General features: G+C 44.3%; 12 protein-coding genes. 8 read left to right on the forward strand and 4 right to left on the reverse strand.

Annotated features, from left to right (window positions below; translation table 11 throughout):
* The first annotated feature begins 109 nt into the window (after positions 1–109).
* Together BCU75_RS20990 and BCU75_RS20995 are read left to right on the forward strand one after the other, a co-directional pair.
* Positions 110–1,579 carry a hypothetical protein gene (locus tag BCU75_RS20990; RefSeq protein WP_102474974.1) on the forward strand — a complete coding sequence of 490 codons (1,470 nt, stop codon included), beginning with the start codon at positions 110–112 and terminating at the stop codon, positions 1,577–1,579.
* Positions 1,579–3,159, forward strand: coding sequence for a GGDEF domain-containing protein (locus BCU75_RS20995; protein WP_076677404.1), 1,581 nt, complete (start codon positions 1,579–1,581; stop codon positions 3,157–3,159). The genes BCU75_RS20990 and BCU75_RS20995 overlap by 1 nt, the downstream gene beginning before the upstream one ends.
* Positions 3,160–3,222: 63 nt before the next feature.
* On the opposite strand, the gene BCU75_RS21000 is transcribed toward BCU75_RS20995, so the two are convergent.
* Complete coding sequence (locus BCU75_RS21000) at positions 3,223–4,131, reverse strand: DMT family transporter (protein WP_102474975.1); 909 nt, start codon at positions 4,129–4,131, stop codon at positions 3,223–3,225.
* A gap of 249 nt (positions 4,132–4,380) precedes the next feature.
* Between BCU75_RS21000 and BCU75_RS21005 the strand changes: the two genes are divergently transcribed.
* The 6 genes from BCU75_RS21005 to BCU75_RS21030 all read left to right on the forward strand — a co-directional run bounded on the left by BCU75_RS21005 (position 4,381) and on the right by BCU75_RS21030 (position 9,973).
* A complete protein-coding gene (locus BCU75_RS21005) occupies positions 4,381–4,776 on the forward strand; it encodes a DUF3302 domain-containing protein (protein ID WP_076653453.1) in 396 nt (131 codons plus the stop codon).
* Entirely contained in the window at positions 4,776–5,906 is a 1,131-nt protein-coding gene (locus BCU75_RS21010; RefSeq protein WP_102474976.1) for an HlyD family secretion protein, read from the forward strand. Before BCU75_RS21005 ends, BCU75_RS21010 begins: the two co-directional genes overlap by 1 nt.
* Before the next feature lie 337 nt (positions 5,907–6,243).
* A complete protein-coding gene (locus tag BCU75_RS21015; protein WP_102474977.1) occupies positions 6,244–6,792 on the forward strand; it encodes an ECF-type riboflavin transporter substrate-binding protein in 549 nt (182 codons plus the stop codon).
* A gap of 6 nt (positions 6,793–6,798) precedes the next feature.
* Complete coding sequence (locus BCU75_RS21020) at positions 6,799–8,493, forward strand: ABC transporter ATP-binding protein (protein ID WP_102474978.1); 1,695 nt, start codon at positions 6,799–6,801, stop codon at positions 8,491–8,493.
* Positions 8,490–9,329 carry an energy-coupling factor transporter transmembrane component T family protein gene (locus BCU75_RS21025; protein ID WP_102474979.1) on the forward strand — a complete coding sequence of 280 codons (840 nt, stop codon included), beginning with the start codon at positions 8,490–8,492 and terminating at the stop codon, positions 9,327–9,329. Before BCU75_RS21020 ends, BCU75_RS21025 begins: the two co-directional genes overlap by 4 nt.
* A 167-nt stretch (positions 9,330–9,496) precedes the next feature.
* On the forward strand, positions 9,497–9,973 hold the full coding sequence (locus BCU75_RS21030; protein ID WP_076677393.1) for a TetR/AcrR family transcriptional regulator: 477 nt from the start codon (positions 9,497–9,499) through the stop codon (positions 9,971–9,973).
* A gap of 55 nt (positions 9,974–10,028) precedes the next feature.
* Here BCU75_RS21030 and glgB read toward each other — a convergent pair whose 3' ends face one another.
* From glgB to BCU75_RS21045, 3 genes are all read right to left on the reverse strand, one after another.
* A complete protein-coding gene (gene glgB / locus BCU75_RS21035) occupies positions 10,029–12,209 on the reverse strand; it encodes a 1,4-alpha-glucan branching protein GlgB (RefSeq protein ID WP_102474980.1) in 2,181 nt (726 codons plus the stop codon).
* Between the two features lie 175 nt (positions 12,210–12,384).
* Positions 12,385–14,565, reverse strand: coding sequence for a 4-alpha-glucanotransferase (gene malQ / locus BCU75_RS21040; protein ID WP_102474981.1), 2,181 nt, complete (start codon positions 14,563–14,565; stop codon positions 12,385–12,387).
* Positions 14,566–14,740: 175 nt separating this feature from the next.
* Entirely contained in the window at positions 14,741–17,194 is a 2,454-nt protein-coding gene (locus tag BCU75_RS21045) for a glycogen/starch/alpha-glucan phosphorylase (RefSeq protein ID WP_010431613.1), read from the reverse strand.
* Positions 17,195–17,592: the final 398 nt, after the last annotated feature.

Genomic DNA, 17,592 nt, shown 5'->3' on the forward strand with positions numbered 1-17,592 from the left:
AAGATACATGTTCCTTTAAGGTCCTGAGAAAGATAATTGGTGCTTATCTCAAATCACACTCTTATAATGATTGTGTTATCAATATGTTCGATAATTATGGATCTAACTCTTGGACAAAAATCAGTACCTTCTTGAAACAGAACTAGAACAGCTCAAAACTCGTGTCGACTCTGAGCCATCGGTGATCTTAGAGATTGCTCAACAGTGCCTAGTCAGATCAGAGCAAGTTCTGTTTGAAGAGGGGGCGATCCAGTCGTTGATGTTAATGGCAAAATGCTGTTGGAACCTGATGGATTACCAGAAAGGCTTGAAATACATCAAGGAAGCCTACAAGCGCCAGAGCCGATTAGATACCGACCTTTTCCTCCCTGAAATCCTCCATTTACACGCGCTCCAGTACTGGGGACAAGCCAAGTATTACTCCGCCCAACAATACTGGATCAATGCTTTAGAGCAGTCTGCACTGGTTGATGAAATCGAGATTCAAATTGAATGTCTCATTGGGCTTGGCAACATTTGGCGAATGACTCATGAATATAAGCTTGCACGTTCTACCCACCAGCTTGCTGTTAAAGTGGCTAACAACAGCCGCATTGGTTGGCTAGAAGGCAAAGCAAGAATACTGCTCGCTTGGGATTACTACCTGCTCAACAACTATGTTGAAATGCTATCAGTACTCGACGGTGCAGAAGAAGCGTTAAAAGAACATAAAGATAACACTTGGCATGCAGAAGTATGGGACTTTCGAGGCCTTGCCCTGCTTGGCCTTGAACGTTTAGATGATGCAGAGCGCGCTACAGCCAAAGCGCACAAACTAGCTGTAGAACATAACCTCGTCTGGATGAAAGCACACTCTTACATCAGTCGAGCTCGACTGGAGCTCTTGAGAAAAAGACCAGAACAAGCGGCAGAATTGCTGAAACTCGCTGAACACTCTGCAAATGAATTCGATAATGGTGAGTTGCTTAGCCAAATTTGTTACCAACAATCCTTGGTTGCAGAAGAAAACCAAGATTTCAAAGCTGCGTTGGTCGCTTTTAAAAAGTACCGTCAATATTCTATCGGTATGCTTAAAGAGCAAACTAATCGTGTCGGTTTAGATAAAGCGCGCAGTTCAAAACGCCAGCTTGAACAGAGAGCACGAAAGCTGATTAACCGCATTCGTGGCCAGCATGAGTACGATCCTGAAAAGCACCTATCTTATGTCGTCTCTGAAACCTTTTGGTGGGAGAAACTGGTCCTCTTTAAGACAGAGCTTAAGCGTTCGAACCACAGCATCATTATGTTCCATCATGTCGATACCGATTACTTAGATGTCTGTACCGAGATTGCTCATACCTTATGTAATCAAAACGACTTCATCGCTAGGCTGAGTTCAGAACGTGTTGCTATGATGCTTTCTGAGAAAGGCGAGGCCGCACAACAAACCTTCCAAACTCTCAGCACCATGCTAGAAATATATCCATGGCATAGAAAAGGATTAAAAGGTTCAAGACCTAGCGTCAGCCTCAATGATATTTTGACGTTCCCGTTCACTCTTGAACAATTAGAAGAAGACGATGCTGAGGTAACAGAATAATGGAAACCCTATTACGCAAGATCACAGATGCTGGTTTAGACCCTTCATCGGTATCGGGTGAAGAAGCGATCATATTCTGGAACCACATTCGCCAACACGTTTCGACTACGCAAACAGAGCAAGCGCACTGCTATATCATCAGCTCTGAGTACCGTGCCGAGTTACAACAAAATCAAACCAGTATCGAAGAACTCAGGCTTGCACTCGACCTACTCCACCTTCCAGCAGATATCGAAGACATTCTCACAGTAAAGACCAGCCTAAGCGACCGCTTAGTTGAAATTGGTGACTACACGTCGGCACTGAATGAATTCGTCAGTTCATCGACAATCGCGGTTGAACATGGCCATATCGATGAGTATGTATTAGCAATTTTAGGTATGGGGAACCTTTGCGATGCCTACGGTGATCACAACAGAGCCCTTCGCTACTACCAAAAAATCAGCAGCATAGACCACGCGATAAGCAGTCGCTCACTTCGCCTCAAATTCAAGCTGCATATGGTAGCAAGCCTACTACTACTCAACCGCATTACCGCGGCCAGCGATTTACTGAATGAGTGCGAAGAGTTAAGTATTCTAGTGAGTGACAAGTTACTCACCGCTCAGATATTGCTTTACCAAGCGAAAGTACTTCGTGCTAAGAAAAAACACCGTGAAGCGCTACGTTGCCTGTCAAAGGTCCAATATCCAGCCAACAGCGCTCAAGCAAGTTGGCTTGCGACCATGACTCGCCTCGAGTTAGCACATTGCCTAAGCGCAACCGGAAAGCAAGACTATGCAAGCATGATCTTGTCGAGCACAGACAAACGTTTAAAAGCCTACTCATCGCCGGTGCTTGCGAAGCGTTTCTATGACTCTTTGAGTGATGTATGTATGAATCAGGGGCGTTTTCAAGAAGCACTGAGCTATGAGAAAAAAGGTTACCGAATTGAAACGGATCTGATGAAGCAGATCCCAATCAGTGAACTCGGTGCAAGCCAACTACGCCGCCTATCGCGTTTTGAGTTACAACTCAAACTTATTCTATCTGAACAAGAAAATAGAGAACTCAAAGAGACGACTGAACAACACAAGAATACAGTAGCTCAACTACAACAAGATGTTTTCACCGACCCACTGACAGGGCTACACAACCGTCGATGGTTAGATGTGAAGCTAAAAGACTTGTTACTTCACGAAACACCTTTCGCCTTGATGGTTGTTGATATCGACCACTTTAAGTCTATCAATGATGAACTAAGCCACCTAGTGGGTGATAAAGCAATTGTAAGCGTTTCTCAAGAGTTGCGTTCATACTTTAAGTTTAGAGGCGCGTCATGTGTCAGATTTGGTGGAGAAGAGTTCTTGGTCATCCTGGAGAACAGTGATCTCGCTAAGGCACAAATGCACTCTGAAAATTATCGAGAGCGCATCTTCCAATTCGGATGGCATGAAATACTCGGAGAGCGCGGTTTAACCGTGAGTATCGGTATCACTTTACATCGTGAGGGAGAGAATACGCAACGTACCTTCTATCGCGCAGATAAAGCCTTATACCGAGCTAAAGCCAATGGCCGTAATCAAGTGTGTACAGAATAGTGCCACGTAGGTCTGTAGGTCTGTAGGTCTGTAGGTCTGTAGGTCTGTAGGTAAGCCTGCATCTTATTGATAAAAGAACAGAGATATTCCAACAAGGGCAGCAAGCGTCCCTATGACGCTTTGCTTTGACACCTTCTCCCCTTTAATCGCATAAATCACCAAAATAAAGACCGGACTGGTCGCTATCAATGTTTGTGCAATCGCAGGGTTCGCATTCTTCAATGCAACTTGCTGAAGCCACAATGCCAAAAAGGTTCCGACAAAGATTGCCCCTAATAACCAAAGTTTATCGAGCTTGGTCATTTCCCATAAATCTCTTTTTATCGATGAATACGGCTTCTTTTCAACGAAAGGGATAATCAGCATTACGGCAAACACACCAATCGTCAGGCGAATCAGTGCACCTAATAATGGTGGGATATCACCCGCCACTAATGCGTAGTGAGAAATAACCACACCAGATGCCTGACAAACACTCGCCACAAGCCCATAACCAATCCCCCCCCATTGTGCGTTGTCATTGGAGAGGTTATTACCGTTCGCAGATTTCGACGGCTGAAAAACCACAAAGGTCACCGCTAATGTCGTTATCACGACCCCGAGCCAACTTTGCAATGTTAATGCAGCACCTAGAAACATTATTGCCAGCACACCTGAAAGCGGTGGTGCTAATGATTCCAGCAGCAAAGTCTTATTCGCTCCGATTCTTTTTAATGCCGCAAAATAGGCGCTATCTCCAATCGCAATTCCAATAACACCTGAAATCGCCAATATCAGAAAATGGTTGGTACTCAATTCAAATTCGGGCATTGGGATTAAAGGCATCACGAGTAACATCATGCCAGACGCCACGACACCTTTAACAATGTTCAATTGCATCGCAGAGAAGCGGTGTCCAAACTGCCCATAAATCCATGTCGCACACGCCCACACAATCGCAGCACCAATAGCCGCCAATTCACCTATATACATCTGTGTTTATCCTTTGTGGTTGTGTTCGTCATATAGAATCGAGTCCTAGATCGCATCAACTAAGTTTCCTATGTAAATCCCTAAAACCTCTTCAAATATGGTTAGGATTTTATAAGATACAACAGTGGTTTTGTTCGCATTAGAAGCGAAAACACATTATTTATAACTGGGTAAATCATTTTTATAACAATTACTTGGATGATAGCGTAGTATATTTATAACTAATATCTAACATTACAAGGAACTGTTATGTTTTTAGACTATTTTGCACTCGGTCTACTTATTTTCGTAGCATTGGTTATCTTTTACGGCATCATCGTTATTCACGATATTCCTTACGAAATAGCGAAAGAACGCAATCACCCTCATCAAGATGCTATTCATGTTTCAGGCTGGGTTAGCCTATTCACCTTACATACTATTTGGCCATTTCTTTGGATTTGGGCCACGCTCTGGCGTAAAGATCGCGGTTGGGGTTTTGCCAAGCTTGAGGAAGAGCAACACGACATTCATCATCGCGTCGATATTTTAATTGATCAAGTTAGCACTCTTCAGGAAGAAATCGCTCAGCTCAAACAAGCGGGTACTACGCAAAAAAGCCCAGAGAAAAAAGCAAACAACGCTCAAGATCAGGAGGTTAAGTAATGGATTTACTGCTGATAATGACCTATGCGGCGCTTTGTATCACCATTTTCAAGGTGTTCAATATCCCGCTAAATAAATGGACAGTGCCTACTGCCGTACTTGGAGGTGTGATCATAGTAGGTACCCTAATCCTACTAATGAACTACAACCATCCATTTACGCAAATCGGTAACCAAGTTTACTCAACCACACCTGTCGTTTCAGGCGTTAGAGGTAAAGTTATTGAAGTGCCTGTAGAAGCAAACAAACCTCTAAAGCAAGGGGATATTCTTTTCAAAATCGACCCTGTTCCGTTCGAAGCTGAGGTTGCAAGGTTAGAAGCCAAGGTAAAAGAAGCAAGCCAAGGTGCTCTTGGAATGGAATCTGAAGTGGCTGAAGCCGAAGCTGCAAAAATTAAAGCCATCGCGGAAAGAGATAAAGCCCAACGTGAGTTTTCTCGTTACAAGCGCGGTTACGACAGTGGCGCTTTTACCGAGCAACAATTAGACACTCGCAGACAAGCTTATAAAGCATCGGAAGCGGCCGTGAAAGTTGCAGATGCAAATCTAGAACAAACAAAGATAGCCTTGAACTCTGAAATAGGTGGCGAGAATACAGCGGTTTTAAGTTTATTAGCGGAATTACGTAAAGCTCAGTTTGATTTAGAACAAACCGTGGTTCGAGCTCCCACTGATGGATACGTTACACAACTAGCATTGCGCCCAGGTGTAATGGCAGTACCACTTCCTTTGGCTCCTGTGATGACGTTTGTTCACACAGAGAAACAGTTCTATACCGCTGCGTTTAGACAGAATTCCTTACAACGCCTACAACCGGGTTACGAAGCTGAGTTTTTGTTCAGAGCTTTACCAGGAAAGGTGTTTAAGGGACGTATTAATGAAGTGATTCCGGCTATCGGCGAGAGTCAATTCCAAGCTCGAGGTGCGTTACTTGGTACTGATGCCCTGCGTACTAGCGGTCGTGTATTTGTTACACTAAGCATCACAGATGACCTGTCTGATTACCATTTACCTATGGGTACCGCAGTTGAAGTTGCCGTTTATTCTGACAGCTTCACTCACGTGTCTATCATGCGTAAGGTCCTTATTCGCATGAAGAGCTGGCAAAACTATCTATACCTAGACCATTAACTGTACCTAGACCACTAATTATATCTGAGCCACTAAATGGTCGTAGATATACGACGAACCCGTTTAACACATTGTTAAGATGAATCAAAAGCCAGACCCGTTCTGGCTTTTTTGTTGCTTGATTAACCGTAAAAGTGCGCTTTGTACATGATATTTGAGTGTTCGGATGGAATTTTAGACATCTAGACACTTACCTTCCCTTATGGAAGGATTCTACTGTATAATGCGCGCCTTATTTTTTATATTTGCCCAAAAAACGTTCTCATTGAGACACATATTAATAATGGTGAATATTCATTCTTTATTATGCTTTATCTTTCAGTATTTGAGGTTATCTATGAACTTTTCAGCTAAAACAGTGGTCGTTATCGCTATTGGTGCGGCACTGTACGGCATTGGTGGTTTACCTATGTTTGGTGTCCCAGTGTTTGCTAACACGACATTGAAACCAGCAATGGCAGTCTTAGCACTGTTTTCTGTTTTGTTCGGCCCTATCGTTGGCTTCTTGGTTGGCTTTATTGGTCACTGGGTAACGGATTTATTTGCTGGTTGGGGCGTATGGTTAACTTGGGTATTAGGCTCAGGTATCGTAGGGATGGTTATCGGTTTGTTCCCGATGATGACCAAAAACCGCCTTCAGCAAGGCGATCTACCAATGAAAGATTTTGTGTTGTTTGTGGTTCTGGCTCTCGCGGGTAACGTCGTGGGTTACGGCTGTTCTGCATTCCTAGATACCATTTTATACGCAGAACCGTTTACTAAAGTCTTCACTCAACTGTCTATCATCGCAGCGGGTAACACCGTTCTGATCGCTGTTGTAGGCTTCCTAATCCTGAAATCAGTTGCTAAACGTAACAAACAAAGTCGCAACCTGACTGAGGCATAAGCGCCAATGACTATAGCATTTTCGAACTTCTCTTTTAGATATGAGTCGCTGGATAAACCGACGCTAAAAAATATCAATCTAAGGATAGAGAAAGGAGAGAAAATCGTCATTATTGGACCAAGCGGCAGCGGTAAATCGACCCTAGGTCAATGCCTCAACGGTCTAATACCTCATGCGATTAAAGGTGAGGTAACCGGTTCTTTAGAGATCAACGGCAAAAATATCTCTGAATTTTCGATGCACGACTATACCGAGCAGGTAGGCACAGTATTGCAAGATACTGACAGCCAATTTGTAGGTTTGAGTATCGGAGAAGATATCGCATTCGCATTAGAAAACCAGCTGATGTCGAACATTGACATGTACGCGCTAGTGAAGTCGACGGCAAAAATGGTCGACTTAGCCGAGATGCTTGAGCGCTCTCCACATGATCTATCTGGTGGCCAGAAACAACGCGTATCATTAGCCGGTATCTTGGTTGATGACGTTGACATCTTGTTGTTTGATGAGCCTTTAGCAAGCCTTGACCCTAAAACAGGCAAGGCAACGATTGAGATCATCGACCAACTTCATAAAGAAACCAACAAGACTATCGTGATTATCGAACACCGCCTTGAGGATGTTCTGCATCGCGGTATCGATCGTGTGATCTTAATGGAGCGCGGAGAAATCGTCGCGGATATGACTCCCGATGAAATCTTAGCGTCTAAGTTACTAGATACGCATGGTATTCGTGAGCCTCTTTACTTATCTGCGCTTAAAGCGGCGAAAGCCCCACTGACCAACGAAGATAAACTGTCAAACCTCAAAGCTTTGGATTACAAAAGGTTCCGCCCAGCAGTTCAAGCTTGGTTTGCTGATCGTCCAACTCCGGTAGCAGAGAAACAGTATCAACCTATACTCGAAGTTCATGGGCTGACTTATTCTTACGACGGCGAGAAGAACGCACTCGAAGATGTGAGCTTCAAGATCGGCAAAGGCGAGTTTGTTTCGATTCTGGGCAAGAACGGTTCAGGCAAATCTACCATCACCAAACTCATCATGGGTGTGATAGATGCCGATTCTGGTTCTTCATACCTAAATGGTGAAGACTTATCTGAGCTTTCCATATTTGAGAGAAGTCAGAGAGTCGGTGTAGTAATGCAGAACCCCAATCATATGATCTCGCATCATATGATTTTTGACGAGATTGCTTTTGGTCTTCGTAACCGTGGCGTTACAGAAGATGAAGTAAAAGAAAAAGTAGAGAACGTTCTTGACCTGTGTGGGCTGAGTAAGTTTCGTCACTGGCCTATCGAAGCTTTGAGCTACGGTCAGAAAAAGCGTGTAACGATCGCTTCTATCTTAGTGTTGGAGCCTGAACTTCTGATCTTAGATGAACCAACTGCTGGTCAAGATTACCGTAACTACACATCTATGTTGGCGTTTATCCAGAAGCTCAACCGTGATTTAGGTATTACGGTAGTAATCATATCCCATGATATGCACTTGGTTTTAGAATACACCACACGTTCAATCGTCATTGCAGACAGTAAACTGATTGCCAATGCAGCGATGACCGAAGTGTTTAGCCAACCATCGCTTTTAGAACGTGCCAACCTATGCACCACCAGTATTTATGAACTCGCGACTATGATGAAAATCGACGATACCAATGCGTTTATGCAGCACTTCATCGACTACGAGAGAAGTTCTCTATGAACGCATCAAAAGTAAAATTCGGTATCAACTACATTGATACTAAATCCCCTCTGCACGCCCTCAATGGCATCACTAAGTTTGCACTCTTCTTAGCTTGGGTAACTGTAGTATTAACTACGTTTGACTTGAGATTGATTACTCTACTTATCGTGATCGGTTTATACCTGCTAAAGCTCACCAAAGTGCCCGTGCACGTCTATAAACCTTTGCTATTGGGTACCGCAAGTGTCCTAAGTTTAAATGCTCTGTTTATGTACTTACTTGCTCCACAGCAAGGTACTGAACTCATCGGTAGTGAAACCATATTGCTAATGCTTCCTGGTAATTACTCATTGAGCCAAGAGACGCTGTTTTACTTGGTTACCGTGACCCTGAAGTACATGAGTATGTTCCCAATAGCGCTAATCTTTGTCTTCACAACGCATCCGACTGAGTTTGCAGCAAGCCTCAACCGTATCGGTGTTCCGTACAAGATCGCCTATGCAGTAAGCTTAACGCTACGTTACTTACCTGAAGTTAAAAAAGACTTCATCAACATCATGCACGCTCAGCAGGCTCGTGGTGTAGAGCTCTCGAAGAAAGCGCCCCTTATTACTCGAATCAAAAACGTGGCTAAGGTTTTAGGTCCGCTCATTTTCTCTAGCTTGGACCGCGCAGACGAGATTTCAAATGCAATGACGCTACGAGGCTTTGGCCGACACAAGGCACGAACTTGGTATAGTTATGCACCGTTGAAGCGTGTCGACTTTGTTTGCTTAACGGTTATTGCATTAGTCGTGATACTCGCAATCACAAAGAGAGCACTCGAAGAACAGTTGTTTTGGTACCCTTTCTAAGCGGTACCGATCAGCAAGCAATATAAATAAAAAAACAATAAATTACGTCTAAAATGTGAGTTGATTATATCTTTTCAGACGTTTTTTGAGGTCGATAGGAGGATATTTTGTTAACATCTCCCATCCGTAATTTCTATACAGAATGTCACACCTAATATGGGTTTTTAATGGCTCGAATAACTCAACTACAGAAACTAGAAAATCAAAAGAACTACGATGAAATCGTACTGAACCTTTTTCTAGCTGAAGGACATGAAGCTCTAACTTATGCAAGGATTGCTCAAGAAATTGGCATTAGTTTAACGACGCTTCAGGGCTATTATCCATCAACACGGGCTATCCGAACTGTACTTCACAAGCACATGTTGTCGATTGTTATAGATAACCTAGACTTCGTTTCGGAAAAGGTATTTCTTCAATCTTGGCAAAATGCTTTGGATAATGAACAGTTCCGATACGTTATTAAATTGATGTTTTTCCATGCCTCACAAGTCAAAAGCCCAGAAGTATTCAATGTCAGTTCTGATGGTCTGTTTCGTGAAAAAATGTTTGATAGCTTTGGAGCAGACTCTGTTCGTATCCTTGAAACGGCAATAGGACGTTCAATGTTTTATCTAACGAACTTTGGAACACCATCTAATTAGTTTTGAAGCAATAAAAATGGGAGCTTAATGCTCCCATTTTTATTTTAACGACCGGTTAATTCAGTTTATAAAAGACCGTCGATAGCGGTGGTATACGTAGCTCTATCGATGTATCTAGGCCTTCGCTTGCCACTGGTTCAACGTTTGCAACTTGTTTAACTTCAAATCCACTGCCCGCATAATCCGCAGAGTCTGTATTCAGTAACAAAGAGTACTGACCTTGCGCTGGAACACCTAAGCGGAAGTGCTCATGAGGAACGGGTGTAAAGTTAGAAACAACCAATACACGCTCGCCTGATTCACTGATACGCTCATGAGCTAAGATGCTCGCTTCAGCAGAGTCCTGTAAACGCCATTCAAAACCTTTCGGGTCGAAATCAAGATCATGCATTGCAGCTTCAGAGCGGTACAGATTGTTCAAATTTTTCGTCAAGCGCTGAACACCTTGATGACGTTCATAATCTAGCAAGAACCATTGCAGTTGATCATCGTGGTTCCATTCAGCCGTCTGACCAAACTCAGCGCCCATGAAGTTCAGCTTTTTACCCGGTTGCGCATACATGTAACCCATGTAAGCACGTAGATTTGCCGTTTGCTGCCACTCATCACCAGGCATTTTTTCATGGATAGATCCTTTACCATAAACCACCTCATCGTGAGATAGAGGCAATACGTAGTTCTCACTGTGTGCATAAACCAATGGGAAGGTGATTGTATCGTGGTGATATTTACGATTAATTGGATCTTCTTGGATGTAAGACAAGCTATCGTGCATCCAGCCCATGTTCCACTTAAAGCCAAAACCTAAGCCACCCATAAAGGTTGGGGCCGAAACACCAGGGAAAGCCGTCGATTCTTCAGCAATCGTCATCGCATTAGGGAAATGCTTGTAAACTTCTTCGTTCATCCACTTAAGGGTTGCGATGGCATCGTAATTTTCGTTGCCGCCGTCTGCGTTCGGAATCCACTGATCATGGCTACGCGAATAATCGAGGTACAACATCGAAGCAACCGCATCAACACGAATGCCGTCAATATGGAATTGTTCAAACCAGTAAAGTGCGTTTGCTACCAAGAAACGGCGCACATGCTCTTTGCCTAAGTCGTAAATGTATGAATTCCAATCTTGGTGCCAACCACGACGCGGATCTGGATCATGGAACAAAGGTGTTCCATCAAAGTTAGCTAAGCCGTGATCATCACTAGGGAAATGCGCTGGAACCCAATCCAGAACAACACCTAAACCAGCTTGGTGACATTGATCGACGAAGAATTTGAAGTCATCAGGAGACCCAAAACGACTCGTTGGTGCGAACAAGCCTATTGGCTGATAGCCCCAAGAACCGTAAAACGGATGCTCTGAAACCGGCATTAACTCTACGTGCGTGTAACCCAAGTCCGTTAAATATGGAATAAGTTCAGCAGCAAGTTCACGGTAGTTTAAGAATTCGCCTTCAGCGTTACGCTTCCAAGAACCAGCATGCAGTTCATAGAACGAAAGTGCTTCTTTACGCTTTTGCGTTACTGGGCGATTCTGCCACTGAGTATCTTGCCACTCATAACGAGCGTGATCATAAGTTACAGAAGAAAATGAAGGGTACTGCTCAGAGTAAAAACCCCATGGGTCAGCTTTGTGTGGTAAGCCTTCGCCATCAGGCCCTTTTAATTCAAATTTGTATTGAGCGCCTTCTTCCAGTTCAGGAATGAATAGGCCCCACATGCCATAATCTAAGCGTTGCATTGGGTGGCGACGGCCATCCCAAGCGTTGAAGTTACCCACTAAGCTTGCCGCTGTTGCATTCGGCGCATACACCAAGAAACGCGTACCGGAAATTGTCTGTCCATCACGCTCTAGCGTAATAAACTGAGCCCCCATATGATGATACATGTCTTTCGGTGTATGAAGATCTTCATAACTCGCGTACAGATCGTGGTACTGGTATGGATCGTCGATGATCTGTTCTACTCCAGCCCAATCAACCGCGAGCTTGTAGTGAGTAAAACGTAAGTCTCTCTCTTGCTTGAGAATGAAACCACTTTCACCCTCTCGCGCTAACTCAATACGAGGTTCCTTTCCAACAATCAACTCGACTTTATTTGCCCCAGGAATCCACACACGTAATGCACCTTGCTCAGAAGGTAAGTATGGCCCTAAAAACGCAAATGGGTCAGTGAAACAAGCCTGTGATAGTTGGGTATATATTTGTTTTTGCTTTGAAATCGAACTTAGTTCCAAAACGCTTCTCCCTAACCAAACATCCAAAAAACATAATACAAAAATGCCCGCTATTAGTGCGGGCAATATAACGACGGTTTATTCTACCAGATGAGCATTCATTATTGAGTGATCGAGGTTGTGGTTTCGTACGGCGTAAGCAAAAAACCACCTATTTTCAAGCCACTCGACATCATTACTTACCTGCTTTTTCTCGAACGTCAGTCAGCTTAGAAGCGATACGATTTACCCCTTCGTGAGCAAATATTTCGTCCAAGTTCATTGATAGTTTACGACGCCAGTTAGGGTACTCATCAACCGTGCCTGGAATGTTAACCGGCTTGTCCATTTCCAACCAATCTTCAAGTTGTACACTCAATAATGTTGAGCCACCAGCAGCGACGTGCAGTTGAAGCGCTTCAGCTAAGTATGAATCCATTGGTACATGAGCCGCATCGCGACCAACACCTTCTGGCAGGAAGCCATGCCATGCTACAGAATCTAAGATACCTTGTTTGCACTCTAGACGGTCATCGAACAAGGTTTCTAACTGTTCTGCATCTGGGTATAAACCAATCTCTTGACCCATTTTCAAGTCATCACAATGCCAGAAGCCGCGAAGCGTTGGCATATCATGGGTACACAGTGCCGCCATTGATTGTGATGCGTAGTGTTTAGGTGAAATGAAACCACCGTCGTCTTCTGATGTTTCGAAGAAAAACACTTTGTAAGAATGCACACCAGCATCAGCCAGGATGTCGACAATTTCATCCGGTACCGTACCTAAGTCTTCACCGATAACGCTACATTGGTAACGATGAGATTCAAGCGCCAGAATCGACAACATATCTTGTACTGGGTAATAGATGTACGCGCCTTTGGTTGCGTTTTCACCCTTTGGAATCCACCACAAACGCAGTAGGCCTAATACGTGATCAATACGAAGTGCACCACAGTGCTTCATATTGGCACGAAGTAACTTGATGTAAGCATCGTAGCTTGTTTCCTGAAGTACTTCAGGGTTAAGCGGTGGTAAGCCCCAGTTTTGACCTAGAGGACCTAGAACATCCGGCGGAGCACCGATGCTCGCATCCATCACTAAGTTACCTTCATCAGCCCAAGTCTCACTACCTGAGTCAGCAACACCAACAGCCAAATCGCGGTATAGGCCAACCGCCATGCCTTTTTCTTCAGCAAGCGATTGAGCATCGTTGATTTGGCAATCAGCTAACCATTGCAGGTACATGTATAGATGAACGTTTTCTTGGTTCTCTTTGATGTATTTCTGTGTGGCTGGGCTATCGAATGTACGGAACTTCTCAGGGAATACCGGCCATCCCCACATGCCTGAATCTTCAGCGTGTAATTCACCGTGCAGCGCATCAAACGCCGCTTGATGCATCAGGCTTTCACCGCCTTCTTCAACAAACGCTAAGAACGCTTGTGCACGATCGCTATTCTTGTCTAAATGACGAGTCTTGAACTCAGCGAATAACAGAGGCAAGATGCTCATCTTAAGCTCTGACACTTCGGTGTAGTTAACCCAGTGCGCTTCGCGAGCTTTTTGTAAGCGCTGTTGGAATTCAGCGCTGCCTACCGTTTGTTGTGCTTCAGCACTTAATGCGAATTCAGGTACTGAGCTCACATCAATGTATAAGATGTTCAACCAACGACGTGACGACGGGCTGTATGGGCTCGCACCTTCAGGGTTCGCAGGGAACAATGAGTGAATTGGGTTTAGGCCAACGAAATCGCCGCCGCGAGATGAAATATCTGCAACAAGCTGTTTTAGATCGCCAAAGTCACCAATACCCCAGTTATGCTGAGTTCTTAACGTGTAAAGCTGAACACTCGGGCCCCAAAGCTTTTTGCCTTGCTCGATTGGCGCCTGTTTAAAACACGCTTTTGGCGTAATGATCAGCGTCATTTCGTAAGGCTTCTTACGGCGCTTACGGCTCACAATGAGCTTGTGATACCCCCATGCCAAATCACTTGGCAGTGCAAACACTAAAGGGCCACCCTCGGCACGCTCATCACGAACGACTTGAGATTGAAGATAGCCTTCAAGTACCTCTCCTTGCTCGGTTTCTAAGCGCCAGCTGAACTCACTTTCACGAGCACTTACACCTAGATTAAGCGCCACTTCTACTGGCTCACCGTCACGCAAGACAAGAACTGGGTCTAGTACATCTTTTTTGTGTTTTCTTTCTGCAGATTTAAGCAGTGCATCATCGCTGCTTGTATCGTAGCCCAACGAAGCCAATAGAGACGTAATCGTCTCGTTTGATACTTGTGCTTCATCGCCCCACGCACTAACGTAACTGTCGGCAATATTTGCCATTTCTGCGACTTGTTTTAATACGGTCTGTTCTTTCATCGCTCTCTCCGAAAACGTTCTGACGCTTTCAATTTTGTAGGGTTGTTATTTAATTTGTTACTAATCAATTAGCTTGTGACAATCAGTTTGTAAGCATCGCTATCTTTATAAGCCATCTATTTGCTCACAAGCTAATTGAGCCAAGGCAGAAACTGCCTTGGCTACTTTGGAAGTATTAACGGTTAACCGCTTCAAGTTTCCAAATGTTGTTCACGTAATCGCGAATAGAGCGGTCTGATGTGAACTTACCAACCAATGCTGTGTTAAGAATCGCTTTCTTAGCCCAACCTGCTTGGTCTTTGTACTGCTTGCCCATGTCTTCATGCGCTTTCACATAAGATGCGAAGTCAGCAAGACATAGGTACGGGTCGCCACCGTCTAGTAGGCTATCAAACGTTGCACGTAGAAGGCCTGGTTGACCTGGAGAGAACTCATCGCCAGTCAGTAGGTCTAGAGATGCTTTCAGCAGTGGGTCTGCATTGTAGTAATCGTATGGGTTGTAACCCTGAGCTTGCAATGCCACTACACCATCAACGTCTAGGCCAAAGATGTAGATGTTTTCATCGCCAACTTCTTCACGAATCTCAACGTTTGCACCATCCATCGTACCGATAGTTAGCGCGCCGTTTAGAGCCATCTTCATGTTGCCCGTACCCGATGCTTCTTTACCAGCTAGTGAGATTTGCTGAGAAACGTCTGCCGCAGGAATAATGATTTCAGCCATGCTTACACGGTAGTCAGGGATGAATACCACTTTCAGCTTGTTGCCAATGCGAGGGTCGTTGTTGATCTTCTCTGCAATCTTGTTAACCGCGAAGATGATCTCTTTCGCTAGGTGGTAACCCGGTGCTGCTTTTGCTGCGAAGAAACATACGCGAGGCTCACACTCGAAACCAGGTTCGTTAAGAATACGGTGGTACAGAGATAGAATGTGTAGCAAATCTAGGTGCTGACGCTTGTATTCGTGAAGACGCTTGATTTGCACGTCGAAGATAGCGTTAGTATCTAGCTCGATACCCATGTTCTCTTGAACCCAATCAGCAAGGCGCTGTTTGTTTTCTTTCTTAACAGCCATGAATTCTTTTTGGAATTTCGCGTCTGTTGCAAACTTAGCAATACCTTCTAGCTGCTCAAGTTTCGCAGGCCACTCAGTACCGATCTTGCCAGTAATTAGCGTAGATAGACCTGGGTTACAGAACTTCAACCAACGACGAGGCGTGATACCGTTCGTTACGTTAGTCAGTTTGCCTGGGAAGATTTCGTTGAACTCAGGGAACAAGTCTTTCTTAACCAGTTGTGAGTGAAGCGCAGCTACACCGTTTACTTTGTAAGAACCAATCACACATAGGTTTGCCATGCGAACCATGCGGTGGAAACCTTCTTGGATGATAGAAAGCTTCGCTTGCTTCTCACCGTCACCAGGCCACATCTTGCGAACTTCTTGCATGAAGCGGTGGTTGATTTCAAAGATGATTTCCATGTGACGAGGAAGAAGACGGTTGATCAAAGATTCAGACCAAGTCTCTAGCGCTTCTGGAAGTAGTGTGTGGTTCGTGTACGCGAACGTGTGAGCACTGATTTCCCAAGCTTGGTCCCAAGTTAAACCTTTCTCATCGATCAGAATGCGCATCAATTCAGGGATAGCGATAGTTGGGTGCGTATCGTTCAGTTGAATTGTTTCTTGCTTAGGAAGGTCTTCTAGAGAGAAGCCAGCCGCTTCGTGACGACGCAGAATATCGCGAACAGACGCTGCTGAGTGGAAGTACTGCTGCATTAGACGCAGAGTTTTACCTTTCTCGTGGTTGTCGTTCGGGTAAAGTACTTTGGTGATGTTACCCGCATCGATTAGAGAGTGTTGCGCTTCAAAGTAGTCACCGTTGTTAAAGCTTGCTAGTGAGAATGGTGCGATTGCCTGACATTCCCAAAGACGCAATGGGTAAACCGTGTTTGACTCGTAACCTACGATAGGTAGATCCCAAGGCATTGCTTTTACTTCCATACCTGGAACCCAAGTACGAACTTCTTTACCGTCGATGTATTCAACTTCTACATGACCGTAAAAACCAATGTGTTGTGCTAGTTCTGGACGAGCGACTTCCCATGGGTAACCTTCAACACCACGCCATGCGTCTGGTGCTTCTTGTTGACGACCGTCTTGGAAAGACTGTTTGAATAGACCGTATTCGTAGTGAAGACCGTAGCCTACTGTTGGGTATTCTTGAGCGGCACAAGAATCCATGAAACATGCAGCAAGACGACCAAGACCACCATTACCTAGTGATGGGTCGCGTTCTTCTTCTAGAAGATCAGTTAAGTTTTGACCTAACTCTTCCATTGCATGAGTGATCTGTTCGTACAGACCCATGCTAATCAAGTTATTACCTGTTAAACGACCAATCAAAAACTCTAATGAAAGGTAGTTAACGCTCTTCGCGTTCTTAATTTTTTCATCATTTTCAGTTTCTAGCAGGTCAAATGTTGTCAATTCTGCTAGCGCACGCCCCATTGCTAGGTACCATGCGCGGCTATCTGCGTTTTCAATCGTTGTTGCGTAGGTTGCAGATAAATGCTTCTTAACGCTTTCTTGGAACGACACTTTATCGAAAGTTTTTTGCTGAGTTGGTTTCATTTCAGAAATCTCGCTTTTAATAGTTCTAATTCATCTGTTACATATCGTGCATGGACACCATTAACTAAACATCCTCCCGCTAATACGACTAACTAGGAGTAGATGGGAGGGCGTAGGGGGCGTACCGAGATAGGGTTAGTGATCTGACTCTCATGTTCAGACTTCGAACAAAAACTTGAAGTGACTAAGATCACAAGCTCCCGTTCGATAACTTACATTCAATTGATGTGACTTTTATTTAACCGGATTAAAGTCATTGTCAAATTTGGTGTTCAGATCACGAAAATAATTTCTACCAATCATCTTTTGCATAAATTTACGTGTAGGGATGAAGGAAGTCACATTCACAAACCAACCCACAATGTGAGCAATATCTCAAATAAAGGGCGTAGAAGCCT

The sequence above is a fragment of the Vibrio splendidus genome (assembly GCF_002873455.1).
Taxonomy (GTDB): domain Bacteria; phylum Pseudomonadota; class Gammaproteobacteria; order Enterobacterales; family Vibrionaceae; genus Vibrio; species Vibrio splendidus_J.

Coding starts and splice junctions, on each gene's coding strand:
- BCU75_RS21020 (WP_102474978.1), top strand. CDS start 6,799: ATGACTATAGCATTTTCGAACTTCTCTTTTAGATATGAGTCGCTGGAT.
- BCU75_RS21025 (WP_102474979.1), top strand. CDS start 8,490: ATGAACGCATCAAAAGTAAAATTCGGTATCAACTACATTGATACTAAA.
- malQ (WP_102474981.1), bottom strand. CDS start 14,565: ATGAAAGAACAGACCGTATTAAAACAAGTCGCAGAAATGGCAAATATT.
- BCU75_RS21030 (WP_076677393.1), top strand. CDS start 9,497: ATGGCTCGAATAACTCAACTACAGAAACTAGAAAATCAAAAGAACTAC.
- BCU75_RS21045 (WP_010431613.1), bottom strand. CDS start 17,194: ATGAAACCAACTCAGCAAAAAACTTTCGATAAAGTGTCGTTCCAAGAA.
- BCU75_RS21010 (WP_102474976.1), top strand. CDS start 4,776: ATGGATTTACTGCTGATAATGACCTATGCGGCGCTTTGTATCACCATT.
- BCU75_RS21015 (WP_102474977.1), top strand. CDS start 6,244: ATGAACTTTTCAGCTAAAACAGTGGTCGTTATCGCTATTGGTGCGGCA.
- BCU75_RS21005 (WP_076653453.1), top strand. CDS start 4,381: ATGTTTTTAGACTATTTTGCACTCGGTCTACTTATTTTCGTAGCATTG.
- BCU75_RS21000 (WP_102474975.1), bottom strand. CDS start 4,131: ATGTATATAGGTGAATTGGCGGCTATTGGTGCTGCGATTGTGTGGGCG.
- BCU75_RS20995 (WP_076677404.1), top strand. CDS start 1,579: ATGGAAACCCTATTACGCAAGATCACAGATGCTGGTTTAGACCCTTCA.